Here is a 26,089-nt window from a genome sequence, read left to right as displayed (position 1 = left end):
AGGACGCGCGGGGCTAGGCTGGAGACGTGATGGATGCCGCAGCTTCGCCGCGCCGCGGGGCTCGGGCCTACGCGGCTTTCGTGGTCATCGGGCTGCTCGCCGGTCTTCTCTCCGGACTCTTCGGCGTCGGCGGCGGCACCGTCATCGTGCCTCTGCTGGTGCTGCTTCTGCAGTTCGATCAGCGCATCGCGGCCGGCACCTCGCTCGCAGCGATCGTGCCGACGGCTACGGTCGGCGTGGTCTCTTATGCGGTGTCGGGCTCGGTGGCCTGGGTCCCCGCGATCATCCTCGCGGCCGGTGCGGTGGTGGGTGCCCAGATCGGCACCTGGCTGCTGCCGCGGATCTCGCAGACGGCGCTGCGGTGGGGCTTCTTCGGGTTCCTGGTCGTCGTCATCGCGAGCCTGTTCCTGGTGATCCCTTCTCGAGACGCCGCCTTCGCGCTCACCTGGTGGAGCGGAATCGCACTCGTCGCCGTCGGCGTCGGCGCCGGGCTCCTCGCCGGCCTCATCGGTGTCGGCGGCGGTGTGATCGTCGTTCCGGTGCTCATGCTGGCGTTCGGGACCAGCGACCTGGTCGCCAAGGGCACGTCGCTGCTGATGATGATCCCGACGGCCGTCTCCGGCACCGTCGGCAACATCCGGCATCGAAACGTCGACCTGATCGCCGCGGCAGTGATCGGCGCCTCCGCCTGCACGACGACCGCACTCGGTGCGTGGTTGGCGACGATCATCGATCCGGCGGTGGGCAACATGCTGTTCGCGGCATATCTCGTCGTGATCGCGGCGCAGATGGCGATGAAGGCCATCCGCGGACGCAAGCGGGGCTGAGCGCGCACTCGGGCTCGAGGATGAAGGAATCTTCATCCTCACCTCATGCAGGCATCATGATCGCCCAGCAGGATGATCGTATGACCTCCGCACGACGCATCCTGATCCCGGGCGCTCTGATCGCACTTCCGGTGGCCTTCGCCGTGGGCATCGTGGCGCACGCGCAGATGCCCGCAGCTCCGCGGCTGCCGGACGCGCCGGTCACGGTGCAGCTGGCTTCGCCGACGCCGGTCACTCCGGCCCCGTCGGCGCCGCAGGTAGAACCCGCGCCTGCACCACCGGCCGCTCCGGCGCCGGGCGTTCCCGGCGACGACGACGATGACGAGGGCGACGATGACTGATCCGCTGGTCGACCTGCACCAGGTCGCCGAGACCGACGAAGTCCGCGTCGGCCGACCGGGCACTCCGCTGCGCACCCTGCGTGCCCGGTCGATGCCCGCCCGCTGGAGGATCACCGCCTGGATCATCCTCAGCACGATGGTCACGCTCGTCGCGGTGGGCATGATCGGCCGCAGCATCTTCGTGGCCGGCGTGGAGCGGGCGGCGAACACCGAGATCGAACAGGAAGCCGATGAGTTCATCCGGTTCTCGGAGAAGGCCGGTGCGGAGGGGCTCTCCACGCCGGAGCAGCTCCTGCAGGAATACGTGGCGCGGCAGGTGCTGCACGACGAGGTCGTCGTCGGAATCGTCGACGGGTCGATCGTCGCGGTGGCGAACGGCCTCACGGGAGCGAACTCGGTGAGCGGCGGTTCCGCAGAGGTGCCGGGCGGTGACGGACTCGTCGACCGGCTACTGGACTCGAATGCGGCATCCGGTGTCGTCGAGACCGGAGACACCGGACCCGCGCGATGGGGACGGCTGGAGTTCACGTCGGGCGACAGCGGCGGGACGCTGATGATCCTGCAGTTCACGCAGGATGCTCGAGCTCAGGTCGACGAGAGCTTCACCGGGATCGCCTGGGCCGCCCTCCTCGGCCTGCTGCTCAGCTCGGGAGTCGCATGGCTCGTCGCCGGTCAGATCCTCGCGCCGGTGCGCGACGTCTACCGCGTCGCGCGCGACATCGGCGAGCATGATCTCACCGCCCGCGTGCCGGTGGACGGCAGCGACGACATCGCGGCCGTCGCGACGACTTTCAACCAGATGCTCGATCGCCTCGAGGCCGTCCATGCCACGCAGCAGAGATTCGTCGACGATGCGGGTCACGAACTGCGCACCCCGATCACGATCGTTCGCGGCCACCTGGAACTGCTCAGCGACGACCCTGAGGAGCGTAAGGCCACGCTGCGGCTGATCAGCGACGAACTCGATCGGATGAGCCGCATCGTCACCGACCTGCTCGTCCTCGCCCGCGCGCAGCAACCGGACTTCGTCCGCGTCGCATCGTGTGATGTGACCGCGCTCACGCTCGACATCGAGGCGAAGGCGCAGGCGCTCGGTGCTCGACGATGGCAACTGATGGAGGTCGCCGAGGGCAGCGTCCGCCTCGATCCGCAGCGCGTCACCCAAGCCGTTCTGCAGTTCGCGGCCAACGCGGTGCAGGTGACCGATGAGGACGACCGCATTCGGATGGGCTCCCGCTTCGAAGGAGACGGCACCGAGCGGCTGCTGCGGCTCTGGGTGCAGGACACCGGCCCTGGCGTGCTCGCGGAGGATGCGGAGCGGATCTTCGAGCGCTTCGTCCGCGGCTCCGCTCGCGGCGACACGGTCGGGCGGCATGGCTCGGGCCTCGGGCTCGCCATTGTGCGCGCGATCACGGACGGTCACGGCGGATCGGCCTGGGTCGACAGCGTCCCGGGCGAGGGCGCCACCTTCGGAATCGACATCCCGGCGCCGATCGACGCACGGGAATCGGCTGGCGGCGAACGGTCGCCGGCGCTCATCGCAGAGAGGAACTGAGATGCGGACCATCCTCATCGCGGAAGACGACCCGCACATCGTTTCGTTCGTGCGGCGTGGTCTGCGTGCGGCCGGATACGACACCGCCGAGGCCGCGGATGGCGAGACGGCCCTCATCCTCGCGCGCGGCGGGACGTTCGATCTGGTGCTGCTGGACATCGGCCTGGGCGGAATGGACGGCTTCGACGTGCTCGCTCACCTCCGAGGGGAGGGCGTCAGCACTCCCGTAATCGTGCTGACGGCGCGTGACTCGGTGATCGACACCGTCCGTGGTCTGGAGAGCGGAGCCAACGACTACGTCACCAAGCCCTTCCAGTTCGCGGAGCTTCTCGCTCGGGTGCGACTGCGCATCGGAGACGGAGAAGGCCGAGCATCCGGTCCCGTGCTCGCACACGGCGATGTGCACGTGGATGTGCGAGCGCGTCGTGTGACAGTGGGCGGCGAGATGCGGGAGCTCACCTCGCGCGAGTTCGCGCTGCTGGAGGTGTTCATCGAGAACGCGGGGCAGGTGCTCTCCCGCGACCAGCTGATCGGTCACGTCTGGGGTATGGATTTCGACCCCGCGTCGAACGTCGTGGACGTGTACGTGCGGGCGTTGCGGGGCAAGATCGGCGCAGACCGCATCGAGACCGTGCGCGGGGCGGGATATCGACTGCGATGAGCACCCTGATCGACTCCCGAACCGGCGTGGGCTCGACGACTCCCGAGATCCTGGAGTCGCCGGCCGAGCGTCCGAAGCATGTGCGTTTCGCGACCATCCCTCCGGTCAGGATGCCCGGCGCCGGCCGCTCCCTGCCCGAGCGCGCACCGCGGCTCCGCGATCGCCCGGCACCGCCGCGTTCCCGGGCGATCGGCGGGCGGGACCGGATGCGTCGCGTCATCGCACTCGTGGCGCTCGCCGCCGTACTGGCTGCCGGTGCCGCGATGGCCCTGTCGGCGGCCGGGGCGCCCGTGTCCACCGCTGCCGGTGCTGCGGGCGGCCTCACGGTGCCGGTCGCCATCACCGTGACCGTGTTCCTCCTCGCCGTCTGGGCGTGGACCGAGACCCGACTGGACGACACCCTGGTCGCCCTCCTCGCAGCGCTCGCCTTGATCGCCACCGGAGTGCTCCCGGTCGACACGTTCTTCGCCTCCCTCGGGGACCCGACGATCTGGCTGCTGATCGGCGCGTTCGTGATCGCGGCAGGAGTGACGTCGTCCGGCCTCGCGATGCGCGGCGCCGCCCACCTGCTGCGTCGGGGGCGCAGTCCGCGAGCGCTGTTCCACCTCACGACCGTCGCCCTCACCCTCACGGCGTTCGCAGTACCGGCGACATCCGGTCGGGCCGCTCTCGCCATCCCGGTCTTCACTGCAGTGGCAGCAGTCCTCGCGGGCCGCGAGAAGCTGGTGAAGGCGCTCGCGCTGCTCTTCCCGACGGTCATCCTGCTTTCGGCCGCGGCATCCCTCCTCGGGGCCGGCGCGCACATCATCACCAACCAGCTGCTGGTCGCCGCCGGCGGTGAAGGGTTCACCTTCCTCAGCTGGTTGTGGTTCGGGCTGCCGGTGGCGGTGATCTCCTCGCACCTCGCCTGCGAGATCATCCTGTGGCGGTTCACCGATCGCCCCGATCGCGCCGGCCGGCTGCGGATCGGCCTCGCCGATTTCGAACGCACCGCGCCGATGCCGGTGACCGGGCCGCTGCGGGCCGATGAATGGCGGGCGACGGCGCTGCTGGCCGGCGTGATCGTGCTCTGGAGCACAGAGCCGCTGCATCAGCTCTCCCCGGCACTCGTCGCTCTGCTGGGCGCGGTCGCCGCGGTCTCGCCGGTGATCGGCTGCACGCGTCTTCCCGCGGCTGTGGCGAAGGTGCCGTGGGGGCTGCTCCTCTTCCTCGCCGCGACGCTCGCGCTGGCATCCGCGCTCACCGAGACGGGTGCGGCGGTCTGGCTGAGCGGGTCCGCCCTCGCCCCGCTCGCGGGATTGGGTGCGGGCGGGGGCATCGCCTTCATCCTCGTGGTGATCGGACTCTCGATCGCCGCGCATCTGCTCATCCCGTCGCGGTCGGCGCGTTCGGCCGCGGTCATCCCGGTGGTGATCGCGCTCGCGCCAGGTCTCGGCATCGAGCCCATGGCGGCCGCGTTCGCGTCGACGGTGGCTGCGGGCTTCTGCCATACCCTGCCGAGTTCGGCCAAACCGGTGGCGATGTTCGCCGATCCCGCCGCCGTCCCCGGCGGGTTCGCACCGCGCGACCTGCGACGGCTCTCCGTCGTCCTGGCGCCGATGATGTTCGCCCTGGTCGCGGTCTGCGCGTTCTGGATCTGGCCGGCGATGGGAATGCCGCTCATGCGCTGAGCATCCGCGCCTCACCCGGGTCCGCACCGCGTACCCGTTGTTCGTCGTGCCCGTCGAAGGGCACTCCGCCCCTGCCCACGTCGTATCGAAGGAGAACACATGTCCATCCACATCCCGCAACGCATCCTCGTCGCACCGAGCGGATTCAAGGAGAGCCTCAGCGCCGAGACCGTCGCACATGCCATCGCATCCGGCATCCGCCGGGTCATCCCCGGCGTGCAGGTGGACGAGTTCCCGGTTCCGGACGGAGGTGAAGGCACCGCACTGGCGCTCGCCGCGGCGACCGGCGGCGACGTCGTGCCGGCGCGAGTCACCGGTCCGGTCGGAGTCGCCGTCGATGCGCACTGGGCGCGACTCGGAGGCGCCGCCACCGGGACCGCGGTCGTCGAGATGGCAGCGGCGGCCGGCCTGCGCCTGGTGCCCCGCGATCGCCGCGACCCCGGCGAGACCACGACCTACGGGGTCGGTGAGCTGATCGTCGCCGCCCTTGACGACGGTGCAGAGCGCATCGTGATCGGATGCGGCGACTCGGGTACCAGCGACGGCGGTGCGGGTGCGCTGCAGGCACTCGGAGCGCGGATCCTCGACCGCGACGGGATTCCGCTCGCACGCGGCGGCCGGCACTTGATCGAGGCGGCCGCACTCGATCTCACAGGGTTGCATCCGCGTCTCGGCGACGTCGAGATCGTGCTCGCCTGCAACATCCACAACGTGCTCTGCGGGCCGAGGGGCGTCGCGCGGGTGTTCGGGCCGCAGAAGGGCGCGACTCCGATCCAGGTCGAACTGCTGTCGACGGCGCTGGACGCCTGGGCTGCCCTCCTCGAGGCGCAGTCGCCTTTCGGGGGTGCGATGGATGTCCGCACCGGCGCCGGAACGGGCGCGTCAGGTGGACTCGGCGTCGGTCTCGCCGCAGTGCTCGGTGCCCGGCTCGCGCCGCGTTTCGAGGTGCTGCTCGACAGTGGACTTCTGCCGACGTCGCTCGACGACTTGATCGCGAAGGCCGACCTGGTCATCACGGCGGAGGGCGCCATCGACTTCCAGACTCCGCGCGGCAAGGTCCCCGCCGAGGTGGCGATGCGGGCGCGGGTGGAGGGCGTTCCGGTACTGGGAATCGCCGGATCCCTCGGCGCAGGAGCGCCGGCCGTGCACGACATCGGCATCGGCGCGATCGCCTCGATCCTGACCGTCCCGATGGAGCTCGAGCAGGCTGTCGAACAGGGGGAGGAACTGCTGCGCGATGCCGCAGAGCGATGCATGCGGCTCGTGATGCTCGGATCGGCACTGTCGGCGAGGGCGGCGTGAGATCAGGGCGGGGTCGGCGTGAGGTCAGCGTGAGGTCAGCGTGCAGGGAACCCCGCGAGTCACCGTCTCGATAGACTCGAACGGTGCCCGTGAACTCAGAATTGGTCGGCCGGGAGTTTCCGCCGACAGCCCCGTACCTCGTCGGACGTGAGAAGGTGCGCGAGTTCGCGCGCGCCGTCTTCGCCGATGCGCCGCAGCACACCGACGTGAGCGCGGCACGCGCCGCGGGCTTCGCCGACGTAGTCGCCCCGCCCACGTTCGCGATGGTGGTCCAGGATCACACCCTGCAGCAGCTGCTGGCCGAACCCGATTCGGGAATCGTTCTCGCACGGACCATCCATGCCGAGCAGCGCTTCACCTACTCGCGCCCGATCGTGGCCGGCGACGAGCTGACCGCACAGTTGAAGGTCACCGGCATCCGGATGATGGCCGGCAACGCGTTGATCACCAGCGACGCCGAGATCACGGATGCCGAGGGCTCGCACGTCGTGACGGCGACCAGCGTTCTGCTGGTCGGCTCCGATGAAGAAGGAGAGGGGCAGTGATGACCTACACCGTCGGAGACATCATCGCCGAGCGCACCGTGCACCTCACCCGTGAGTCGCTGGTCCGCTACGCCGGAGCATCCGGAGACTTCAACCCGATCCACTATCGCGATGACGTCGCGGCATCCGTCGGGCTTCCCGGGGTGCTCGCGCACGGCATGCTGACCATGGGCATCGGATCCTCGGTCGTGCTCGCCGCACTCGAGCCGGGCACCCGCATCCTCGATTACGGTGTGCGTTTCACCAAACCGGTGGTCGTCGACCCCGTCACCGGCGCGGACGTGCACGTGCTGGCCACCGTCGGAGCGGTCGACGAGGCGTCCACGCGGATCGACCTGAAGGTGACCTTCAACGACGCGACCGTACTGGTCAAGGCGCAGCTGCGCGTCGCGGTCTGACGCATGGTCTTCTCGAACCCCGTGGAGATCGCCCCGATCTCGCTGTCAGAGCTCACGACGCTGCGCACCGGGGCTGCCCCCGAGCGGATGCTGCAGGTGTCGACGTCCGCAGAACTGGTCGAGGCGCTGCGGGAGACGTGGGCGCGCGGCGACGAATGGTTCGTGCTCGGCGGCGGCTCCAACCTCTTCGTCGGGGATGAGCCGTTCGAGGGCACCGTCATCCGGGTGCTCACCCGCGGCATCGACGAGCTCCCGTCACCGCACCAGGGGCGTGTCCGGCTGCGGGCTCAGGCCGGTCACAGCTGGGATGCTCTCGTGGCGCATGCGGTCGAGCGCGGCTATGCCGGGCTGGAGGCGATGTCGGGGATCCCGGGCACGGTCGGCGCCGCTCCCGTGCAGAACATCGGAGCGTACGGCCAGGAGATCCAGGAGACCCTGGTCGAGGTCGAACTCATCGACGAGTCGACTGGCGAGATCTCGGTGGTTCCTGCGGCAGAGCTCGGACTCGGCTTCCGCACGTCGGTGCTCAAGCACCACTACGGCGGCGAGCCGCTGCGGCGCGCTGTCATCCTGTCCGTCACCGTCGACCTGCATGTCGCGAACGAGCGGGTGGTGCGCGGCGACCAGTTGCGACGGGCGCTCGGACTCCAGGACGATGCCCCGGTGCCCCTCACCTGGGTGCGCGAGCGGATCCTCGCCACTCGCGCCTCGAAGGGCATGCTGCTCGACGAGCATGACCCCGACACGCACGGCGTCGGCTCGTTCTTCCAGAACGCCGTCGTCCCGGAAGCGGTCGCGCGTGCCCTCCCGGCGGAGTGCCCGCAGTGGCCGGTCGCTCCCGACCTCGACGCGGTCACCGTCATCCCGCTCGCGTCGTACGACGGACTGCTCCCGACGCCGCGGCATGAGGCATCCGATGTGAAGGTGAGCGCCGCGTGGCTCATCGAGCAGGCCGGTATCGGCAAGGGATTCAAGCTTCCGCGCTCGCGCGCCTCGGTGTCGACCAAGCACGCTCTCGCGCTGACCAATCGCGGTGGTGCGACGGCCGGTGAGGTCGCCGAACTCGCCCGCTTCATCCAGAGTCGGGTTCATGCCGAGTTCGGCCTCGTGCTCCAGCCCGAGCCGGTGCTGGTGGGCGTGGAGCTCTAGGTCGATCTCGCCGACGGAAGGTACGCTCGGCGCATGGCCGGACTCGTCCCGTATCTCTTCCTTCCCGGAACCGCCGCCGAGGCGCTGACGTTCTATCACGGCATCTTCGGCGGCGAACTGATCCTGCACACCTACGCCGATTTCGGGCGCGCCGACGGGCCAGGCGACGCGATCGCACACGGCGAGATCCGGGGGCCGGTCGAACTCTTCGCAGCGGATGCCGGACCCGACCAGGACGCCGCGCACATCGTCGGTGCTGTCTTCTCCCTGCTCGGGACGACGGATGCGTCCGTGCTCACGGGCTGGTTCGACGCGCTCGGCGAAGGCGGGACGGTGACCGACCCGCTGCAGAAACGGCTGTGGGGCGACTACGACGGTCAGGTCACCGATCGCTACGGCATCCGCTGGCTCATCGGCTTCGAGGAATAGCGTTCGCGCGCGCGACCTCAGGTGCCCTGGGGATTGCCGAGACCCACATCTCTCGCCGAGACCCCCTGCTGCAACTGTGGGTCTCGGCGACAACTGTGGGTCTCAGCGACTAAGGTCACAGCGACCCACAGTGCCGCGCTTCAGGCGAACAGGCGCTGCAGGCGCTGCACGCCCTCGAGTAGTGCCTCGTCGCCGAGCGCGTACGACATGCGGATGTAGCCGCTCGGCCCGAACGCCTCACCAGGCACGACGGCGACCTCGGCCTGATCGAGGATGAGGTCGGCGAGTTCGAGCGAGGTGCTCGGCGTCACGCCGCCCCAGGTGCGGCCGAGCAGGCCCTGCACGTCGGGGTAGACGTAGAACGCGCCGAGCGGGTTCGGCACCCGCATCCCGTCGATCTTCGACAGTTCGGCGACGATGAGCTTGCGGCGGCGGTCGAACGCCTCGCGCATCTGCTCGGCCTCCGTCTGCGGGCCGTTGAGTGCGGCGATCGCGGCCTTCTGCGCCACGTTGTTCACGTTGCTGGACAGGTGCGACTGCAGGTTGCCCGCGATCTTGATCGCATCCGCGGGTCCGACCATCCAGCCCACCCGCCATCCGGTCATCGCGTAGGTCTTGGCGACGCCGTTGACCAGGATCGTCTGGCCGGCGGCAGCCGGGACCGCCTCGACGATGGAGGTCGCCTTGACACCCTCGTAGGTGAGGTTCTGGTAGATCTCGTCCGAGATGATCCAGATGCCGTGCTCGACGGCCCACTCGCCGATCGCCTTCGTCTCTTCTGCGGTGTACACCGAACCGGTCGGGTTCGAGGGCGAGACGAAGACGAGCGCCGTGGTGCGGTCGGTGCGTGCGGCTTCGAGCTGCTCGACGGTCACCTTGTAGTCCTGGTCGGCACCCGCGAACACCTCGACCGGGGTGCCGTCGGCGAGACGGATGGCTTCGGGGTACGTGGTCCAGTACGGCGCGGGCAGCAGCACCTCGTCGCCGGGGTTCACCACGGCCTGGAAGGCCTGGTAGACGGACTGCTTGCCGCCGTTGGTGACGATGACCTGGCTGGGGGAGACCTCGAGCCCGGAGTCGCGCAGCGTCTTCGCGGCGATCGCTTCCCGCAGGGCGGGCAGGCCAGGAGCCGGGGTGTACCGGTAGCTCGCCGGGTCGGCGAGAGCCGTGGCCGCGGCATCCACGATGAACTGCGGCGTCGAGAAGTCCGGCTCGCCGGCCGCGTAGGAGATGATCGGCTTGCCCTCGGCCTTGAGGGCCTTGGCCTTGGCATCCACCTTGAGGGTGGCGGATTCGGCGATGGCGGACAGCTTGCGGGAGAGAGGTGCGCGTTCGGTCACGCCTTCGAGCGTACTCGGGTCGGCGGATGGCGGAAGGCTGCAGCAGACACGAAGATCACCAGTTCTTTAGACGATTGACAAGTCTGGTGCTGCGGTGCCCGCTCAGGCGAAGGCGAGACCGTGCGCCTGAGCGACGGCCTCCAGCGTGATGCGTCCGCCCTGGATGTTGAGCCCCTTGGCCAGCGCCGCATCCTCTGCCGCGGCGCGCTCCCAGCCCTTGCCGGCGATCGCCGAGACGTAGGGGAGGGTGGCGTTCGTGAGGGCGCGGGTCGCCGTCTCCGGGACAGCTCCCGGCATGTTCGCGACGCAGTAGTAGATGGAGTCGTGCACGGCGAAGGTGGGGTCGTCATGCGTGGTCGGGCGGGAGCCCTCGAAGCATCCGCCCTGATCGATCGCGATGTCCACCAGCACGGAGCCCGGCTTCATCGAGGCGACCATCTCGTCGGTGACGAGCTTCGGAGCCGCGGCCCCGGGAATGAGGACCGAGCCGATGACGAGATCGGCGGTCGCGAGCTCCTCCGCGATGTCATAGCGGCTGGAGGCGCGCGTTTCGAGTGCTCCGCCGTAGCGATGCTCCAGCTCGCGAAGGCGCGGCAGCGAGATGTCGATCACGGTGACCTTCGAGCCGAGTCCGAGGGCGTTGGCCGCGGCATGCTCTCCGGCGACGCCACCGCCGATGACGACGGTCTTCGCGCGAGGGGTCCCGGCGATGCCGCCGAGCAGGATGCCTCGTCCGCCCGCGGACCGCATCAGCGAGTACGAGCCCATCGTGACCGAGAGGCGGCCGGCGATCTCGCTCATCGGCACGAGCAGCGGCAGGCTGCGGTCGGGCAGCTGCACAGTCTCGTAGGCGACGGCCGTGGTGCCGGCGTCGACGAGCGCCGTCGTCAGGGCCCGGTCGGCAGCGAGGTGCAGGTAGGTGAAGAGCGTCAGATCGGGGCGAAGGAATCCGTACTCCTGGGCGATCGGCTCCTTGACCTTGATCAGCAGGTCGGCTTCGCCCCATGCCTCGGCGGCGGATGAGACGATCTCCGCGCCGGCTGCCCGGTACGCGTCATCATCGATGCGCGATCCCAGCCCGGCACCCGACTGCACGAGGACGCGGTGCCCCTCGTGGACGAGGCGGTCGGCGCCGGCCGGGGTGAGGGCGACACGGCTCTCATTGTTCTTGACCTCTGTGGGTACGCCGATCTTCATCGATCCTCCATGTGCTGAGTATGCGCGTAGTACTTCTAGAACGATCGCAGAAACATCGGTTCAGCAACAGATTCAGTGAAGAACATTCGCTGGAGCCGGAGATCCTGAATAATCATTCACATGAACATGCTTTCTGGGGCGGCAGCGCCGAATGGTATTCAGGGCGCGCCCCTCGACGCGATCGACGCGCAGATCGTGAAGCTCCTCGCGGCGGACGGGCGGATGACGAACGCCGAGCTCGCCGGGCGTCTCGGTGTCGCGCCATCGACGGCGCACGCCCGGTTGCGCGCCCTCATCGACCGCGGAGTGATCACAGGATTCCACGCCAGCGTCGACGAGCGGATGCTCGGCGCCGGCCTCCAGGCGATCATCGGCGTTGTATTGCGCCCGAGTGGGAGACGGGAGAGCATCGTCGAGTTCGCCGAACGGGTGCGGGTACTGCCGCAGGTCATCCAGGTGTTCTTCCTCGGCGGTGACGACGACTTCCTCCTGCACATCGCCGTCGCCGACTCGTCGCAGATGCGCGAGTTCGTCCTCGAGCACCTCTCTGCCCAGAGCAGCGTCGCATCGACGCGCACCAGCATCGTCTTCGACTATCACCGCAATTCGGTCGCCGCATCCTTCGAGTGACGCGGTGACGCTCGGATGCCTGACCGGGAGCGGAGCGTCACGGTGACAACGGGAACGGGAGCGGTTCGCCGGAGATGATCGCGGGCATGAGGTGGCAGAGCGCCACCAGGCCGAGCGCAACCGCACCGAAAGCGGCCGGGAGTATGTGGAGGTCGCTCTGCCGGGGGAGCCGCCCGATCAGCAGGAGGGCGACGACAGGCGGGATCAACCAGTACGACGAAGAACGCTCGAAGAGCCGCATCAGCGCGCTGGCCGCGCCCGCCCCCGCGGGATCGGTGCCGGGCAAGAGCGTCTGGACGGCGAGGACCAGTATCGAGGCCACGATCGTCAGGGAGCTCAACATGATCGACACGGCGCGGCGAACTCTGATCGCCTCCGGCGACGGTGCAGCGGTGCTCGACATGCCGCGAGAGTAGCGCGCACCGCGAAGCGGCGTCGCAGTTATCCACAGGTGATGCGGTCGCCTTCGGCGACGGACTCAGGATGCGGGTGCCGCCGCTGCTCTGATCAATGCGCCGAGTCGGGCGACGGTTTCTTCGACGAGGGCATCATCGAGATTCCCGTAGCCGAGGACGAGGGCCTCGGGCGCACGCGCGCCTGCCGCATAGCGATGAAGCGGAGTGATGGCGAGATCCGCGGTCGCCATCGCCACGACATCGGCCGCTGCGCACCCCGCGGGGAGAGGGAGCAGGAGATGCATCCCGGCGGCTATCCCGGAAGGAGTGAGGTCGGGCAGCTCGGTGCGCAGCGCGTCGAGCAGGCGAGCGCGACGGCGCCGGAACCGGATCCGTGAGGCGCGCAGATGTCGTTCCAGGTCACCGTTCACGATGAAATGCGCCAGCGCGGCCTGATCGACGAGCGAAGGCGCCGAGGTCGATGGCGGCGGGTCGATGCCTGGGGGCAGGAGCGCCCACCCGATTCCCAGAGCGGGAGAGACGGATTTCGACAGCGACCCGAACAGCGCGATGCGGTCGGGGGCGAGGCGTTGCAGCGCGGCGATCGGTCGACGGTCGTAGCGGAATTCTGCGTCGTAGTCGTCCTCGACGACGAACGCATCGTGGTCCCGCGCCCAGTGCACGACCTGCTCCCGCCGCGCGGCCGACAGGGCGGCGCCGAGGGGGAACTGGTGGGCCGGGGTCAGGAGCGCCGCGCGGGCTCCGGTGCGGGCGGCGGCCTCCGCAAGCACGGAGGCGTCGACCCCTTCCTCGTCGACCGGAACGGGGATCGGCCGCAGGCCGGCCCGTGCCGCGATGTCACGCAGCCGAGGCCAACTGGGATCCTCGACCAGGATCGCGCGGTGGCCGCGACGGTGCAGCTCGGTGGCCAGGATGCTCATTCCGTCGCTCGCGCCGTGGGTGAGCAGCACGCGCTCCGGGTCGGCGACGGCATGTCGAGAGCGGCTCAGATGCTCTGCGACGGCGACGCGGGCCGGCAGATAACCGGAGGGATGCGCCCTCGCGAGATCGCTGTCGGGCAGTGTCGAAAGCGCCGAACGCAGCGCGGATGCCCAGCGGGACCTCGGTGTGGCACGGAGATCCGGGATCCCAGGGCGAAGGTCGAAGCGGGGTGCCGGGGTCGATGTGATGCCGGCCACCGACGATGGGAGAGCGGATGGATGCGCGGACGCCGCCACGCGGGTGGCGGAGCCGGTTCGAGCATCGAGGACCCCTTCGGCGACCAGTTGACCGTACGCCTCGGTCACCACCCAGCGTGATACTCCGATCGTGTCGGCCAGGACGCGGCTGGGTGGCAGCGCGGCATCCGCCGGGAGCCGCCCCTCGGCGACCGCAGCCCGCAGTGCGCGCTCGAGACGGTTCCGCAACGAAGTGCGCGCGGCGCGGGGTTCCGACGCGGCGTCGAGATCGAGGAGCGTCTCCCACGCGAGAAGTGGTCTGGTCTTCTTCATCGTGATTGGAGTGTATCTCCGGGCCGATTTTTTCCTAGCGTGGAACCGCCGATCGAAAGGACCACCCCATGCACTACCGCACCGTCTCCGACGGCGTCACCTCGTTCGATGTGTCCACGCTGTGCCTCGGCACGATGAATTTCGGAACCCGCACCGACGACGAGACGTCCAGGGCCATCCTCGACCGCTTCATCGAGGCGGGAGGAACCTTCATCGACACGGCGAACAACTACAGCGTCTGGGCGGGTGGCAGCGGCCGAGACAGTGAGGAGCTCCTCGGGCGGTGGATGACCGAACGCGGCAACCGCGACTCTCTGCGCATCGCGACGAAACTGGGCGCCGCGCAGAAGGACTCGTCGAAGCCGCTGTCGAGTACGCCGCCGACGAACTTCGAGGGGCTGTCGAGCGAGGTGATCCGCAGGCAGGCGCCAGCGAGCGCGAAGCATCTCGGCATCGATCACATCGACGTGCTGTACGGCCATGTGGACGACCGCGACACCGACCTCGCGGAGACGGTGGCCGCTTTCGGCGAGCTGCAGCGCGACGGCCTCATCGGAATCGCGGGCATCTCGAACGTCGCGACCTGGCGCGTCGTCGAGGCGCGGGAAGAAGCCAGGCGCCAGGGAATCGCACCATACGGATTCGTGCAGCAGCAGTACAGCTATCTGCACCCCGCGCCGAAGTATGGTCGCAACAACTTCGTCACCCCTGGGCTGCTCGACTACGCGGCATCAGTCGGAACCCCGGAACGGCCGCCCCTCGCGATCACCGCCTATTCCCCGCTGCACCAGGGCGGCATCTCGCGGCTCGACAAGCAACTGTGGGGTGGCGTCGACCACCCGACCAGCCACGCCAGGCGCGCGCTTCTGCACGAGGTCGCGGCCGATATCGGCGCGACGCCGAATCAGGTCGCGCTCGCCTGGCTGCTGGGCGCTGCGGTACCGGTGATTCCGGTCGTCGGTGTCTCGAGCCTCGCCCAGCTGGAGGAGGCGCTGGGGGCTGCTGATCTCGTTCTCGACGATGATGTGCGGGACCGGCTCGACGCGGAGCCCGGCGACGAGGGCTGACACGCAGAACCCCCGTTCGCCCGGATGTCCGGGCGGACGGGGGTCTGGTGCAGAGACCTCAGCCGAACTGGTTCATCGTGTTGTGCTGACCACCGGCCTTGAGGGCGGCGTCGCCGGCGAAGTACTCCTTGTGGTTGTCGCCGAGGTCGCTTCCGGCCATGTTCTGGTGCTTGACCGTGGCGATCCCTCCGCGGATCTCCCGGCGCTGGACCCCGCTGACGTACGCGAGCATCCCCTCGTCTCCGAAGTAGCCCTTCGCGAGATCATCGGTCGACAGCGCCGCCGTGTGGTACGTCGGGAGCGTGATCAGGTGGTGGAAGATCCCGGCGCGGGCTGCGCTGTCGCGCTGGAACGTACGGATCTTCTCGTCGGCCAGCCGTGCCAGCTCCGTGCCGTCGTACTCGACGCTCATGAGAGCGTTGCGGTCGTAGGCCGAAACGTCCTGGCCCTGCTCCACGAGCAGGTCGTACACCTGCTGACGGAAGTTCAGCGTCCAGTTGAACGACGGGCTGTTGTTGTAGACCAGCTTCGCGTTCGGGATCTCCTCGCGGATCGCGTCGACCATGCCGGCGATCTGCTCCACATGCGGCTTCTCCGTCTCGATCCACAGCAGGTCGGCGCCGTTGCGCAGCGACGTGATGCAGTCGAGCACGACGCGTTCCTCACCGGTTCCCTGGCGGAACTGGTACAGGTTGCTGGCCAGGCGCTTCGGCCGCAGCAGCACGCCGTCGCGCTTGATCACGACGTCGCCGTTGCCGAGCTCGTCCTCCGAGATCTCTTCGACATCGAGGAACGAGTTGTACTGGTCGCCCAGGTCGCCCGGCTCGTGCGTGACGGCGAGCTTCTGCGTGAGTCCTGCGCCGAGCGAGTCGGTGCGGGCGACGATGATGCCGTTGTCGATGCCGAGTTCGAGGAACGCGTAGCGGACCGCGTTGATCTTCGCGATGAAGTCCTCGTGCGGCACCGTGACTTTGCCGTCCTGGTGGCCGCACTGCTTCTCGTCCGAGACCTGGTTCTCGATCTGGATGGCGCACGCGCCGGCCTCGATCATCTTCTTGGCGAGGAGGTACGTCGCCTCCGGGTTGCCGAAGCCGGCATCGATGTCCGCGATGATCGGAACGACATGGGTCTCGTAGTTGTCGATCTGGGACTGGATGAACTCCACCGCGGTCTCGTCGCCGCCGGCGCGTGCCGCGTCGAGCTGGGAGAAGAGCAGATCGAGTTCGCGGGCATCGGCCTGGCGGAGGAACGTGTAGAGCTCCTCGATCAGTGCGGGCACCGCGGTCTTCTCGTGCATCGACTGATCCGGGAGCGGGCCGAACTCGGAACGGAGCGCGGCGACCATCCACCCGGAGAGGTAGAGGTAACGCTTGTTCGTGGTCTTCAGATGCTTCTTGATCGAGATGAGCTTCTGCTGCCCGATGAAACCGTGCCACACCCCGAGCGACTGCGTGTAGATCGATGAGTCGGCGTCGTACTCACCCATGTCGCGGCGCATGATGTCGGCCGTGTACTGCGCGATCTCGAGTCCGGTGCGGAAGCGGTTCTGCGCCCGCATCCGGGCGGCGGACTCGGCGTTGATGGCGTTCCAGCTGGAACCGTTCGCGTCCTTCAGGGACTGGATGGCGTCGATGTCGTTCTGATACTGGGTCATGTCATTGCCTTCGTGGGTGGGTGAACGGTCAGTCGGTCTCGGCGAGGTAGCGGGAGTACGCACCCAGGGTGAGGAAGGTCGGGAACTCCTCCTGCAGGGCGACCTCGCGGAAGATGTCGGCTGCGTCGTCGAAGCGATCGCCGGCCGACCGCGTGGCCTGAGCGAGCACAGTGGCGATGAGGCCTTCGACGTACTCCGGGGTGATCGCCGTGCCGTCTTCGGTGGAGCGATCCTGGTGGATCCACTGCCATACCTGCGACCGGCTGATCTCCGCCGTCGCTGCATCCTCCATGAGGTTGTCGATCGCCACGGCGCCGAGGCCGCGCAGCCACGCTTCGAGGTAGCGGATCGCCACCGAGACGTTGTCGCGCACGCCCTGCGCTGTGATCGGTCGCCCGATGTGCAGATCCAGCAGATCGGATGCTGTCACGTGCACGTCATCACGCTGGCGGTCGACCTGGTTCGGGCGGTCGCCGAGCACGGCGTCGAACTCGGCCTGCGCAGTCGCGATCAGGTCGGGGTGCGCCACCCAGGTGCCGTCGAAGCCGTCTCCGGCCTCGCGCTTCTTGTCGGCGGACACCTTCTCGACGGCGCGGGCCGTCACCTCGGCGTCGCGGCGATTCGGGATGAAGGCGCTCATGCCGCCGATCGCGAAGGCGCCCCGCTTGTGGCAGGTCTTCACCAGCAGCTCGGTGTAGGCCCGCATGAAAGGCACCGTCATCGTGACCTCGCTGCGGTCGGGGAGCACGAAGCGTGCACCGCGACCGCGGTAGTTCTTGATGATCGAGAAGATGTAGTCCCAGCGTCCGGCGTTCAGCCCTGCGCAGTGATCGCGCAGCTCGTACAGGATCTCGTCCATCTCGAACGCGGCGGGCAATGTCTCGATCAGCACCGTGGCACGGATCGTGCCGTGGGGGAGACCGATGTACTCCTCGCTGAAGGTGAAGATGTCGTCCCAGAGCTTCGCCTCTTCGCTCGACTCGATCTTGGCGATGTAGAAGTACGGTCCGCGGCCGGAGTCGATGAGCGCCTTGGCGTTGTGGAAGAAGTAGAGGCCGAAGTCGACGAGCGAGCCCGATGCGGCCATGCGCCGACCGGAACGATCGGTGAACTCCATGTGCTTCTCGGTGAGGTGCCAGCCGCGCGGTCGCATCACGATCGTCGGCGTGCGCTCGGCGGTGACGCGATACTCCTTGCCCTCGGGGGAGGTGAAGGAGAGTTCGCCGCGGATCGCGTCCCGCAGCGACAGCTGCCCCTCGATGACGTTCTTCCAGGTGGGGCTGGTGGCGTCCTCCTGGTCGGCGAGCCAGACCCGAGCCCCGGAGTTCAGCGCGTTGATGGTCATCTTCGGATCCGTCGGCCCGGTGATCTCCACCCGGCGGTCTTCGAGCCCGGGGCCGGCGCCGGCGACGCGCCAGTCGGCATCTTCACGGATGTGCGCGGTGTCGTCGCGGAAGCGCGGGTCGTGCCCGTTCCCGATCTCGAAGCGACGGCGCATCCGGTCGGCGAGGCGATCGTGCCGGCGGTTGGTGAAGCGGTGGTGCAGCTCGGTGAGGAAGGCGACCGCTTCGGGCGTGAGGATCTCTTCATAACGATCGCGAACGGGGCCGGTGATCTCGATCGCGGGGCCCTGCTGCGCCGTCTGGATCGGCGCGGTGAACGGGGCAGCGGTGGGAGTTGTCATGATGTGAGTCCTTTCGGTCGTACTCAGTCGTTGAGCTGCCGGGTGGCTTGAGACCACTCTGCGTGAAGTTCAGCGACTCAACTGGCCAAATCCGTTGTGAAGTTTGACCGAAATTCTTCTTCTGTGACACAATCGGGCGCATGGTCACCGTAGACACCGCAGAAGAGACCGACGCCCTCACGATCGGCCGGCGCATCCGTCAGCTGCGCACGGCGCGCGGGATGACCCTCGATGACCTCGCCACGGCGGTCGACCGGGTGCCCAGCCAGCTCTCGATGATCGAGACCGGAAAACGCGAGCCCAAGCTCACCCAGTTGCAGGCCATCGCCCGCGCGCTCGGCGTCACCATCGACGCACTGCTCGAAGGTGAGCCGCTCGACGAGCGAAGCGCCGTCGAGATCGCTCTGGAGCGGGCGATGAAGGGGCAGACCTTCCAGGCCCTCGGCATCGAGCCGTTCCGGATCGGCAAAGGCATGCCCACTGACGCGTTGAAAGCGCTGCTCGCCCTGCACGGCGAGATCGACCGGCTGCGCGATGAACGGGCGGCGACGCCCGAGGAGGCGCGGCGTGCGAACGTCGAGCTCCGCCACCTCATGCGGCGCCAGGACAATCACTTCGCAGACCTCGAGACGAAGGCATCCGAGATCCTGGCCGCGGTCGGACACCCCGGCGGTCCGCTCACCCAGCGCACCGCATCCGAGATCGCCGCGTACCTGGGGTTCACCCTGCACTACGCCCCCGACCTGCCGCAGACCACGCGCAGCGTCGCGGACCTCGCCAACGGACGTCTGTACCTTTCCAGCCAGGTGCCGGCGAAGGGCGATGCGCGCACGGCGGTGCTGCAGGCGCTCTCGTCTCGGATGCTGGGGCATTCCGAACCTCGAAGCTATGCGGAGTTCCTGCGCCAGCGGGTCGAGACGAACTATCTCACCGGCGCCCTGCTGATCCCGGAGGCGCACGTCGTGCCCGCCTTGAAGGATGCGAAGAGCCGACGGGCGATCTCGATCGAGGATCTTCGCGATACCTACTCGGTGTCGTACGAGACCGCAGCGCACCGCTTCACGAATCTGGCGACCCGCCACCTCGACATCCCGGTGCACTTCCTGAAGGTGCATGAGTCCGGCACGATCACGAAGGCGTACGAGAACGACGATGTGAACTTTCCGACTGATCGGCTCGGCGCCATCGAGGGTCAGATGTGCTGCCGCAGGTGGACGAGTCGGGTCGTGTTCGACGAGGACGATCGCTTCAACCCTTACTACCAGTACACCGATACCGGCAACGGCACCTACTGGTGCACGGCGCGGGTCGAGTCGTCCAGTGAAGGCCTGCACTCGGTGAGCGTCGGCGTGCGCTTCGACGACACGAAATGGTTCGTGGGGCGCGACACCGCGAATCGCGGCACATCGAAGCACTCCGTCGAGGTCTGCTGTCGACGCGCCCCCGCAGACCTCGAGCAGCGCTGGCGGGAGAATTCCTGGCCGAACGTGCGCACGCCCCGCACTCTGCTGGCGACGCTCCCGACCGGTGCCTTTCCCGGCGTCGACACGACCGATGTGTACGAGTTCCTGGAGGCGCACGCCCCGCGCTGAGGCCGGTGGCGCTGACCGGGAACCCGGCTGATCTCACGCAGCCAGGCCGCGGAGAACGATCTCCAACCCGCGCTCGAAGGCGGCATCGACGTCGCCACCCTGACGGAATCCGCCGTTCTGCTCCATCGTGCAGAATCCATATGCCCATGCCGTGAGGGTGCGTGCGGCCGACAGCGGGTCGTCGGGCGCGATCGCGGACACGGCGCTGAGCAGGTCGGTCATGATCGGCGCGAGCGACTCCGGCGAGGGCCCTGCCTGTGGGCCGGGGGCGCAGAACAACAGGGTCGTGATGTGGGGCGAGCGTGCCGCGAGAGCGCGTAAGGCCCTGGCAGTGCCCGCGAGGAGCTCGCGCGGGTCGTCGGTGTGCGCGGCGCGCGCCGCGATGTCCGCGGTCAGCTCGGCCACGGCGTCGTCTGCGGCGAGCCGGAGGAGGTCGTGGCGGTTGGCTGCGCGCTTGTAGAGGCTCGGTGCGCGGACGCCGACGGCCGCCGCGACCGAGCTCATCGTCACGGCATCCAACCCTTCTCGTTCGGAGATCTCGCGGACGGCGCTCACCAGCGCCTCCGGGGTGACTCTCTGTGGTGCGGGCATGTTGCGTCCTCCTGCCTCCAGCATAAGGCTATTGACTGTAGCCATCAAGGCTATGTACTGTAGCCAACATGACAGCTCGAATTCTCCGCATCGGCGATGACATCATCGCCGTGCATGCGATCGTGACCGAAGACGGCGTGACACTCATCGATGCGGGACTCTCCGGCGATCTGCGGATGCTCCGCGAGGCACTCGCCGTTGAGGGACTCTCGCTCGACGACATCCGCGGCATCGTGCTGACTCACGGCGACGCCGATCACATCGGCGTCGCGGAGCGGCTCAGGGCCGACCACGGCGTTCCCGTGCACATTCATGAGGCCGATGCGGCGCTCGCGACAGGTCGCACTCCCGCGCGCGGGGTCAAAGCCGACGCCTGGAAGCTCGGGCCGTCCCTCGGTTTCCTCTGGGTGGGGATCCGACGCGGCGCTCTGCGCACACGCCACATAGCCGACGTTCGCACGATCTCCGATGGTGATGTCCTGGAGTTGCCCGGCAAGCCGGAGATCATCGCGATTCCCGGGCACACTCCCGGTTCGGTGGCCATCCGCATCTCGGCCGTCGACGCGCTGTTCCTCGGTGACGCGATCACCACCCGGCACGTGCTCACCGGAGTGGGCGGTGCCAGGCTCGCGCCCTTCAGCAACGACTCCGAGCAGACGCGGCAGAGCCTGGAGCGCCTTCGGGATCTTCCGGAACGGCGGATCTTCCCCGGTCACGGGCCGGAGTTCCGAGGAACCGCAGACGATCTCCTCGCCGCGCTCGGGTGAGGCCGCTGACGGTCACTCCGACGGGGCGGCCGGCTTCGAGGGGGAGTATCCGGGAGCGCCGGTGATGGCGGCGATCAGATCGGAGTAGGTCGCATCCGCTCCGGTGAACGAACCGTTGTTGCGCCCGTGGCGGAGGACTTCGATCCGGTCGGCGATCGCCCGGACGTCGCTCAGATTGTGGCTGATGAACACGACGCCGAACCCGAGGTCGCGCAACCGCTCGATGTGGGTGAGCACCTCTGCTGTCTGCGAGACGCCGAGCGACGCGGTCGGCTCGTCGAGAACGACCAGCCGCGGCCTGCCGATGAGCGTGCGCGCGATCGCGATCGATTGACGTTGACCCGCCGACAGATCACGCAGCAGCGACTTGATGGATGGCACGCGGATCTGGAGGTCGCGAAGTGCTTCCCGCGCCGCGAGTTCCATCTCGCCGTCTCGCAACCCCCCATGGCGCTGGAGTTCGCGACCGAGGAAGATGTTCGCGGTGACGTCGAGGTTCTCGCAGACGGCGAAGTCCTGGAACACGGTCGCGATGCCATGCTGGTGCGCGGCGGAGGGCGATGGGATCGATGTCTCGACGCCGTCGATCCTGATCACGCCGGATGCCGGCTCCAGCGCGCCGGCGATGATCTTCGCGAGCGTCGACTTGCCGGCGGCGTTGTCGCCGACCAGGCCGACGACCTCGCGTGCGCGCACGTCGAAGTTCACATCGGTGAGAGCCTTGATGGCCCCGAAGTGACGGCTGATGCCCTGCATGGACAGCAGCGGAGGCGGTGCAGGATCGTTCATGTTCGCTCCTCAAACCGTTGGAGAACGTCCGTCGTCTGAATGATCTCGACGAGCGCGCCTGCGAGAACGGAATCCGGGGGAAGTGTCGACTGCATGATCACCATCTCCCGGTGGCGACCGGTGTTGACGTGCTCGCGCACTGCCGTCGAGAAGGCGTCGAAGAACGCGTCTCCGGCCTGTGCGAGTTCTCCGCCGACGACGATGAGCCCGGTGCCGATGCCCTGAGCGAGACCGGCGACGACGCGGCCGATCGTGCTCCCCGCATCGGCGACCACGCGGCGGCAGCCCTGGTCGCCGGCCGCCGCCTGCGAGACGACGTCGCGGAACGTGAGGTTGCCGTAGTGGCTGCGCAGGGGCGCCAGCAGGGCGCTGGCCCCGACCACCGTGTCGAGACAGCCGCGCAGGCCGCAGCGGCAGATCTGCCCCTGCGGATCGATCTGGATGTGGCCGATCTCGCCGGCCGTGCCGTCGGCGCCGCGATGCAACCGGGAATCGATCACGATGCCGGCGCCCGTGCCGTCGGAGGCCACGACGGTGATGCTGTCGGCGACTCCTCGGGCTGCGCCGAGCGTCGCTTCGGCGAGAGCCGCCATGTTGGCGTCGTTCTCGACGATGACCGGACATCCGAGGCGCTGCGAGAGGATCGGGGCGATCGGGGCATCCTCCCATCCCGGCATCAATCCGCTGAACGTGATCATTCCGGTGGCCGGATCGATGGGTGCGGGGATCGTGAGGCACACGCCGAGCAACTCGTCCGGTTCGGAGCCGATCATCTGGAGCATCTCGAAGATCAGCACGGCTGTGCGGTCAAGAACGGTGTCCATGGGGTGGTCGGGAGGAAGGGGCAGTCGCCGCTCCTCGAGAATCTCCTGTGCGGTGTCGGCGATTCGTACGCGGATGGCTCGCGCCGTGACGTGGGCGGCGATGACCAGCCCGCTGCGGCGAGCCATGGTGACCAGCTGCGCGCGACGGCCGCTGCGAGATGTCGGTCGAGTCTCGACCAGTCCGGTCAGGGAGAGTTCCTTGACGATGGCGGAGATCGTGGCCGCGGAGAGCGCGGTCGCTTCGGCGAGCTCCACCTGGGTGAGCCCGCCGAAGCGTTTGACAGCATCCACGATCTTCGCCGTGTTGGCCTCGCGTAGGGCAGATTGCGAGCCCGCCGCTGATCTGCTCACAGCCGGAGCCTATCAGCGCACATCACCGTCACGACCGCGTCAGGCTGCTCGGGCAGCCCGCTTCTTGTTCCACACGTCGAATGCGACGGCGACGAGCAGGACGAGTCCCTTGACGACCTGCTGCGTCGGCTGGTCGACACCCATCAGCTGCATCCCGTTGCTCATCACGGCCATGATCAGACCGCCGATGATCGCGCCGCCGACACGTCCCACGCCGCCGGTGACGGCGGCACCGCCGATGAAGCACGCGGCGATCGCATCGAGTTCGAACATGTTGCCCGCCCCTGGCTGGGCGCCGTTGGTTCGGGCTGAGAAGAGCACGCCCGCGACAGCCGCGAGCATCCCCATGTTCACGAAGATCCAGAAGTTGACCTTCCGGACCTTCACACCGGAGAGGATCGCGGCGTTCAGGTTGCCGCCGATGGCGTAGACATGGCGTCCGAACACCGTCTTCTGCGTGAGCAGCGTGTAGGCGATGATCAGTGCGGCAAGGATGATCAGCACATACGGGAGGCCACGGCTGGCCGCCAGCTGGAAGCCGAACCACATGACGATGATGGCCACGGCCACGATCTTCAGGACGAAGAGCGGCATCGACTCCACTGCCTGCTGGTACGCGAACTTGGCGCGCCTGCGACGAAGCTGCCAGACGGCGTAGCCGATGACGCCGATGGCGAAGATCGCGACCGTGAAGACGTCGAACTTGATGGCGATCGAGAAGGTGAGGCCGGCGAACCCGATCGCGTAACTGCCGAGATCGACGGTGCCGAACATGCTGTTCAGGAACCCGTTCGCGATCTGGTAGTACGTTCCGCCGAACGGCGAGAGCGAGATGTTGCCGAGGACGAGGTAGGTGAGGCCGCGGAACAGGAGCATGCCCGCGAGCGTCACGATGAACGCCGGGATCCCGACGAACGCCACCCAGAACCCCTGCCAGGCGCCGACGATGATTCCGACGACGAGAGCGGCGAGAACGCCTGCCCACCACGGCATGTCCATCCGGATCACGACCACGGCGGCCACCGCACCCGTCAGGGCGACGACCGACCCGACCGAGAGGTCGATGTGGCCGGCGATGATCACGATCACCATGCCGATCGCCAGCACCAGGATGTACGAGTACTGCAGCACGATGTTCGTGAGGTTGCCCGGGGCGAGGAAGTTCGGGTTGAGCACCGCGAAGAAGATGACGATCGCGATGAAGGCGACGAGGATCCCGCTCTGGCGAAGGTTCCGCGTCGCGAGGTTCCAGAGGTTGCTGACGACGGTCATCGGCCGGTTCCTTCCAAAGTCATGAGGTGCATGAGTTTCTCCTGGGTTGCTTCGGATGCGGCTACTTCGCCGGTGATGCGTCCGAAGGCGAGGGTATAGATGCGGTCGCAGACGCCGAGCAGCTCGGGGAGCTCCGAGGAGATCACCAGCACACCCTTTCCGGCCGCGACCAGTTCGTTGATGATCGTATAGATCTCGTACTTCGCGCCGACGTCGATTCCGCGCGTGGGCTCGTCGAGGATGAGGATCTCGGGTTGCGTCTCGATCCACTTGCTCAGCACGACCTTCTGCTGATTGCCGCCGGAGAGTGTTCCGACGACGCTCAGCACGCTGGGTGCCTTGATCTTCATGCTCTCGCGGTAACGCCCTGCGACCCGCAGCTCTTCGTTGTCGTTCACCCAGCCGGCCGTGCTGATCCGCTTGGGCGACGCCGAGGTGATGTTGTGACGGATGTCGTCGATGAGGTTCAGGCCGTAGCGCTTGCGGTCTTCCGTGGCGTAGGCGATGCCGGCGTCGATCGCCGCACTGACGCTGCCGGTCGAGACCTCCTGGCCGCGCACGAACACGCGTCCGCTCAGGCGCTTGCCGTAGGTGCCGCCGAAGACGCTCATCGCGAGCTCGGTGCGTCCGGCGCCCATGAGCCCTGCGATGCCGACGACTTCTCCTGCTCGTACGTTGAGGCTCGCGCCGGAGACGACGATACGGTCGGACTGCGTCGGGTGGCGCACGGTCCAGTCCTCGATGCGGAGGACCTCTTCGCCGATGTGCGATTCGCGTTCGGGGTAGCGATGGTCGAGATCGCGGCCCACCATGCCACGGATGATGCGTTCCTGGGTGGCGTCCGAGTCGGACATGTCGATCGTCTCGATCGTGCGCCCGTCGCGGATCACCGTGGTCTTCTCAGCGATGGCGGCGATCTCGTTCAGCTTGTGCGAGATGATGATCGACGTGATGCCCTGCTCTGCGCGCAGATCGCGCAGCAGCTGCAGCAGGTGCTCCGAATCGGAGTCGTTCAACGCGGCCGTGGGCTCGTCCAGGATCAGCAGGCGCACGTTCTTCGCCAGCGCCTTCGCGATCTCGATCAGCTGCTGTTTGCCGACGCCGAGCTGGTTGACGTGGGTGATGGGATTTTCGGCGAGGCCGACGCGCGCGAGGAGTTCGGCTGCATCCGCGTTCGTGCGGTCCCAGTCGATCAGCCCGCTCCGCGAGAGACGCTCGTTGCCGAGGAAGATGTTCTCCGCAACGCTGAGGTGCGGTACCAGCGCGAGTTCCTGGTGAATGATGACGATGCCGTGGTGCTCGCTGTCGTTGATGCTCGAGAACCGCACCTGTTCGCCGTTGAAGATGATCTCGCCGTCGTACGTGCCGTGCGGGTAGACGCCGGACAGCACTTTCATGAGCGTGGACTTCCCCGCACCGTTCTCGCCGCAGATCGCGTGGATCTCGCGCTCGTTCACGGTGAGGTTGACGCCCTGGAGCGCCTTGACGCCCGGGAATGTCTTCGTGATGTCTCGCATCTCGAGGATGGCCTGTGACATGTTCTTCCTG

The 26,089-nt window shown here is 67.9% G+C and carries 25 protein-coding genes; 14 read left to right on the top strand and 11 right to left on the bottom strand.

The window, feature by feature from the left end; genetic code table 11:
- The first annotated feature begins 29 nt into the window (after nucleotides 1-29).
- From MRBLWH12_RS09610 to MRBLWH12_RS09565, 10 genes are all read left to right on the top strand, one after another.
- Nucleotides 30-827 carry a sulfite exporter TauE/SafE family protein gene (locus MRBLWH12_RS09610; RefSeq protein ID WP_363551342.1) on the top strand — a complete coding sequence of 266 codons (798 nt, stop codon included), beginning with the start codon at nucleotides 30-32 and terminating at the stop codon, nucleotides 825-827.
- Between the two features lie 80 nt (nucleotides 828-907).
- A complete protein-coding gene (locus MRBLWH12_RS09605) occupies nucleotides 908-1,168 on the top strand; it encodes a hypothetical protein (protein ID WP_363548490.1) in 261 nt (86 codons plus the stop codon).
- The gene (locus tag MRBLWH12_RS09600) at nucleotides 1,161-2,723 is read left to right on the top strand and encodes a sensor histidine kinase (RefSeq protein ID WP_363548488.1); all 1,563 of its coding nucleotides are present in this window, start codon (nucleotides 1,161-1,163) and stop codon (nucleotides 2,721-2,723) included. Before MRBLWH12_RS09605 ends, MRBLWH12_RS09600 begins: the two co-directional genes overlap by 8 nt.
- Before the next feature lies 1 nt (nucleotide 2,724).
- Nucleotides 2,725-3,384, top strand: a complete 660-nt coding sequence (locus MRBLWH12_RS09595) for a response regulator transcription factor (protein ID WP_363548486.1) — start codon at nucleotides 2,725-2,727, stop codon at nucleotides 3,382-3,384.
- Entirely contained in the window at nucleotides 3,381-5,054 is a 1,674-nt protein-coding gene (locus MRBLWH12_RS09590) for an SLC13 family permease (protein ID WP_363548482.1), read from the top strand. The genes MRBLWH12_RS09595 and MRBLWH12_RS09590 overlap by 4 nt, the downstream gene beginning before the upstream one ends.
- A gap of 99 nt (nucleotides 5,055-5,153) precedes the next feature.
- Entirely contained in the window at nucleotides 5,154-6,356 is a 1,203-nt protein-coding gene (locus MRBLWH12_RS09585) for a glycerate kinase (protein WP_363548480.1), read from the top strand.
- Nucleotides 6,357-6,439: 83 nt separating this feature from the next.
- A complete protein-coding gene (locus tag MRBLWH12_RS09580; protein ID WP_341973782.1) occupies nucleotides 6,440-6,901 on the top strand; it encodes an FAS1-like dehydratase domain-containing protein in 462 nt (153 codons plus the stop codon).
- A complete protein-coding gene (locus MRBLWH12_RS09575; protein WP_363548478.1) occupies nucleotides 6,901-7,299 on the top strand; it encodes a MaoC/PaaZ C-terminal domain-containing protein in 399 nt (132 codons plus the stop codon). The genes MRBLWH12_RS09580 and MRBLWH12_RS09575 overlap by 1 nt, the downstream gene beginning before the upstream one ends.
- Before the next feature lie 3 nt (nucleotides 7,300-7,302).
- Entirely contained in the window at nucleotides 7,303-8,448 is a 1,146-nt protein-coding gene (locus MRBLWH12_RS09570; protein WP_363548476.1) for a UDP-N-acetylmuramate dehydrogenase, read from the top strand.
- 33 nt (nucleotides 8,449-8,481) lie between these two features.
- Nucleotides 8,482-8,877 (top strand): VOC family protein, encoded by a 396-nt coding sequence (locus MRBLWH12_RS09565; protein ID WP_363548474.1) that lies wholly within the window; start codon nucleotides 8,482-8,484, stop codon nucleotides 8,875-8,877.
- A gap of 140 nt (nucleotides 8,878-9,017) precedes the next feature.
- Here the strand turns inward: MRBLWH12_RS09565 and MRBLWH12_RS09560 are convergent, their stop codons facing one another.
- The gene (locus MRBLWH12_RS09560) at nucleotides 9,018-10,217 is read right to left on the bottom strand and encodes a pyridoxal phosphate-dependent aminotransferase (protein WP_363548472.1); all 1,200 of its coding nucleotides are present in this window, start codon (nucleotides 10,215-10,217) and stop codon (nucleotides 9,018-9,020) included.
- A 102-nt stretch (nucleotides 10,218-10,319) separates the two neighbouring features.
- A complete protein-coding gene (gene ald / locus MRBLWH12_RS09555) occupies nucleotides 10,320-11,414 on the bottom strand; it encodes an alanine dehydrogenase (protein ID WP_363548470.1) in 1,095 nt (364 codons plus the stop codon).
- 126 nt (nucleotides 11,415-11,540) lie between these two features.
- Between ald and MRBLWH12_RS09550 the strand changes: the two genes are divergently transcribed.
- The gene (locus tag MRBLWH12_RS09550) at nucleotides 11,541-12,044 is read left to right on the top strand and encodes an Lrp/AsnC family transcriptional regulator (protein WP_363551340.1); all 504 of its coding nucleotides are present in this window, start codon (nucleotides 11,541-11,543) and stop codon (nucleotides 12,042-12,044) included.
- A gap of 37 nt (nucleotides 12,045-12,081) precedes the next feature.
- Here the strand turns inward: MRBLWH12_RS09550 and MRBLWH12_RS09545 are convergent, their stop codons facing one another.
- Nucleotides 12,082-12,447 (bottom strand): hypothetical protein, encoded by a 366-nt coding sequence (locus tag MRBLWH12_RS09545; protein WP_363548468.1) that lies wholly within the window; start codon nucleotides 12,445-12,447, stop codon nucleotides 12,082-12,084.
- A 75-nt stretch (nucleotides 12,448-12,522) separates the two neighbouring features.
- Nucleotides 12,523-13,950 carry a PLP-dependent aminotransferase family protein gene (locus MRBLWH12_RS09540; RefSeq protein WP_363548466.1) on the bottom strand — a complete coding sequence of 476 codons (1,428 nt, stop codon included), beginning with the start codon at nucleotides 13,948-13,950 and terminating at the stop codon, nucleotides 12,523-12,525.
- A gap of 68 nt (nucleotides 13,951-14,018) precedes the next feature.
- Between MRBLWH12_RS09540 and MRBLWH12_RS09535 the strand changes: the two genes are divergently transcribed.
- Nucleotides 14,019-15,017 carry an aldo/keto reductase gene (locus tag MRBLWH12_RS09535; protein WP_363548465.1) on the top strand — a complete coding sequence of 333 codons (999 nt, stop codon included), beginning with the start codon at nucleotides 14,019-14,021 and terminating at the stop codon, nucleotides 15,015-15,017.
- A 58-nt stretch (nucleotides 15,018-15,075) separates the two neighbouring features.
- Here MRBLWH12_RS09535 and MRBLWH12_RS09530 read toward each other — a convergent pair whose 3' ends face one another.
- Nucleotides 15,076-16,671, bottom strand: coding sequence for an isocitrate lyase (locus MRBLWH12_RS09530; RefSeq protein WP_363548463.1), 1,596 nt, complete (start codon nucleotides 16,669-16,671; stop codon nucleotides 15,076-15,078).
- 28 nt (nucleotides 16,672-16,699) lie between these two features.
- Nucleotides 16,700-18,355 carry a malate synthase A gene (gene aceB / locus MRBLWH12_RS09525; RefSeq protein ID WP_341973796.1) on the bottom strand — a complete coding sequence of 552 codons (1,656 nt, stop codon included), beginning with the start codon at nucleotides 18,353-18,355 and terminating at the stop codon, nucleotides 16,700-16,702.
- A 140-nt stretch (nucleotides 18,356-18,495) separates the two neighbouring features.
- Between aceB and MRBLWH12_RS09520 the strand changes: the two genes are divergently transcribed.
- A complete protein-coding gene (locus MRBLWH12_RS09520) occupies nucleotides 18,496-19,947 on the top strand; it encodes a helix-turn-helix domain-containing protein (RefSeq protein ID WP_341973797.1) in 1,452 nt (483 codons plus the stop codon).
- Nucleotides 19,948-19,980: 33 nt separating this feature from the next.
- On the opposite strand, the gene MRBLWH12_RS09515 is transcribed toward MRBLWH12_RS09520, so the two are convergent.
- Nucleotides 19,981-20,538: a TetR/AcrR family transcriptional regulator gene (locus MRBLWH12_RS09515; RefSeq protein ID WP_363548460.1), complete on the bottom strand. Its 558-nt coding sequence runs from the start codon at nucleotides 20,536-20,538 to the stop codon at nucleotides 19,981-19,983.
- 68 nt (nucleotides 20,539-20,606) lie between these two features.
- Between MRBLWH12_RS09515 and MRBLWH12_RS09510 the strand changes: the two genes are divergently transcribed.
- Entirely contained in the window at nucleotides 20,607-21,305 is a 699-nt protein-coding gene (locus MRBLWH12_RS09510; protein ID WP_363548458.1) for an MBL fold metallo-hydrolase, read from the top strand.
- Nucleotides 21,306-21,317: 12 nt separating this feature from the next.
- Here MRBLWH12_RS09510 and MRBLWH12_RS09505 read toward each other — a convergent pair whose 3' ends face one another.
- From MRBLWH12_RS09505 to mmsA, 4 genes are read right to left on the bottom strand one after another with little or no spacing between them, the layout of a single operon-like run.
- Nucleotides 21,318-22,094, bottom strand: a complete 777-nt coding sequence (locus MRBLWH12_RS09505; RefSeq protein WP_341973800.1) for an ATP-binding cassette domain-containing protein — start codon at nucleotides 22,092-22,094, stop codon at nucleotides 21,318-21,320.
- The gene (locus MRBLWH12_RS09500) at nucleotides 22,091-23,269 is read right to left on the bottom strand and encodes an ROK family transcriptional regulator (protein ID WP_363548456.1); all 1,179 of its coding nucleotides are present in this window, start codon (nucleotides 23,267-23,269) and stop codon (nucleotides 22,091-22,093) included. Before MRBLWH12_RS09500 ends, MRBLWH12_RS09505 begins: the two co-directional genes overlap by 4 nt.
- Nucleotides 23,270-23,308: 39 nt before the next feature.
- Nucleotides 23,309-24,541 (bottom strand): multiple monosaccharide ABC transporter permease, encoded by a 1,233-nt coding sequence (gene mmsB / locus MRBLWH12_RS09495; protein WP_363548454.1) that lies wholly within the window; start codon nucleotides 24,539-24,541, stop codon nucleotides 23,309-23,311.
- Nucleotides 24,538-26,079 (bottom strand): multiple monosaccharide ABC transporter ATP-binding protein, encoded by a 1,542-nt coding sequence (gene mmsA, locus MRBLWH12_RS09490; RefSeq protein WP_341973803.1) that lies wholly within the window; start codon nucleotides 26,077-26,079, stop codon nucleotides 24,538-24,540. The genes mmsB and mmsA overlap by 4 nt, the downstream gene beginning before the upstream one ends.
- Nucleotides 26,080-26,089: the final 10 nt, after the last annotated feature.

Source organism: Microbacterium sp. LWH12-1.2 (assembly GCF_040675825.1).
Lineage (GTDB): Bacteria > Actinomycetota > Actinomycetes > Actinomycetales > Microbacteriaceae > Microbacterium.
The sequence above is the reverse complement of the archived record's forward strand: the minus strand, read 5'-3'. Positions and strand labels throughout refer to the sequence as shown.

Bases quoted from the DNA above. Each gene is read 5' to 3' on its own strand.
- MRBLWH12_RS09550 (WP_363551340.1), top strand. From the start codon at position 11,541: ATGCTTTCTGGGGCGGCAGCGCCGAATGGTATTCAGGGCGCGCCCCTC.
- ald (WP_363548470.1), bottom strand. From the start codon at position 11,414: ATGAAGATCGGCGTACCCACAGAGGTCAAGAACAATGAGAGCCGTGTC.
- MRBLWH12_RS09530 (WP_363548463.1), bottom strand. From the start codon at position 16,671: ATGACCCAGTATCAGAACGACATCGACGCCATCCAGTCCCTGAAGGAC.
- aceB (WP_341973796.1), bottom strand. From the start codon at position 18,355: ATGACAACTCCCACCGCTGCCCCGTTCACCGCGCCGATCCAGACGGCG.
- MRBLWH12_RS09540 (WP_363548466.1), bottom strand. From the start codon at position 13,950: ATGAAGAAGACCAGACCACTTCTCGCGTGGGAGACGCTCCTCGATCTC.
- MRBLWH12_RS09575 (WP_363548478.1), top strand. From the start codon at position 6,901: ATGACCTACACCGTCGGAGACATCATCGCCGAGCGCACCGTGCACCTC.
- MRBLWH12_RS09515 (WP_363548460.1), bottom strand. From the start codon at position 20,538: ATGCCCGCACCACAGAGAGTCACCCCGGAGGCGCTGGTGAGCGCCGTC.
- MRBLWH12_RS09595 (WP_363548486.1), top strand. From the start codon at position 2,725: ATGCGGACCATCCTCATCGCGGAAGACGACCCGCACATCGTTTCGTTC.
- MRBLWH12_RS09565 (WP_363548474.1), top strand. From the start codon at position 8,482: ATGGCCGGACTCGTCCCGTATCTCTTCCTTCCCGGAACCGCCGCCGAG.
- MRBLWH12_RS09610 (WP_363551342.1), top strand. From the start codon at position 30: ATGGATGCCGCAGCTTCGCCGCGCCGCGGGGCTCGGGCCTACGCGGCT.
- MRBLWH12_RS09570 (WP_363548476.1), top strand. From the start codon at position 7,303: ATGGTCTTCTCGAACCCCGTGGAGATCGCCCCGATCTCGCTGTCAGAG.
- MRBLWH12_RS09605 (WP_363548490.1), top strand. From the start codon at position 908: ATGACCTCCGCACGACGCATCCTGATCCCGGGCGCTCTGATCGCACTT.
- MRBLWH12_RS09600 (WP_363548488.1), top strand. From the start codon at position 1,161: ATGACTGATCCGCTGGTCGACCTGCACCAGGTCGCCGAGACCGACGAA.
- MRBLWH12_RS09545 (WP_363548468.1), bottom strand. From the start codon at position 12,447: ATGTCGAGCACCGCTGCACCGTCGCCGGAGGCGATCAGAGTTCGCCGC.
- MRBLWH12_RS09535 (WP_363548465.1), top strand. From the start codon at position 14,019: ATGCACTACCGCACCGTCTCCGACGGCGTCACCTCGTTCGATGTGTCC.
- MRBLWH12_RS09590 (WP_363548482.1), top strand. From the start codon at position 3,381: ATGAGCACCCTGATCGACTCCCGAACCGGCGTGGGCTCGACGACTCCC.
- MRBLWH12_RS09520 (WP_341973797.1), top strand. From the start codon at position 18,496: ATGGTCACCGTAGACACCGCAGAAGAGACCGACGCCCTCACGATCGGC.
- MRBLWH12_RS09505 (WP_341973800.1), bottom strand. From the start codon at position 22,094: ATGAACGATCCTGCACCGCCTCCGCTGCTGTCCATGCAGGGCATCAGC.
- mmsA (WP_341973803.1), bottom strand. From the start codon at position 26,079: ATGTCACAGGCCATCCTCGAGATGCGAGACATCACGAAGACATTCCCG.
- MRBLWH12_RS09510 (WP_363548458.1), top strand. From the start codon at position 20,607: ATGACAGCTCGAATTCTCCGCATCGGCGATGACATCATCGCCGTGCAT.
- MRBLWH12_RS09585 (WP_363548480.1), top strand. From the start codon at position 5,154: ATGTCCATCCACATCCCGCAACGCATCCTCGTCGCACCGAGCGGATTC.
- mmsB (WP_363548454.1), bottom strand. From the start codon at position 24,541: ATGACCGTCGTCAGCAACCTCTGGAACCTCGCGACGCGGAACCTTCGC.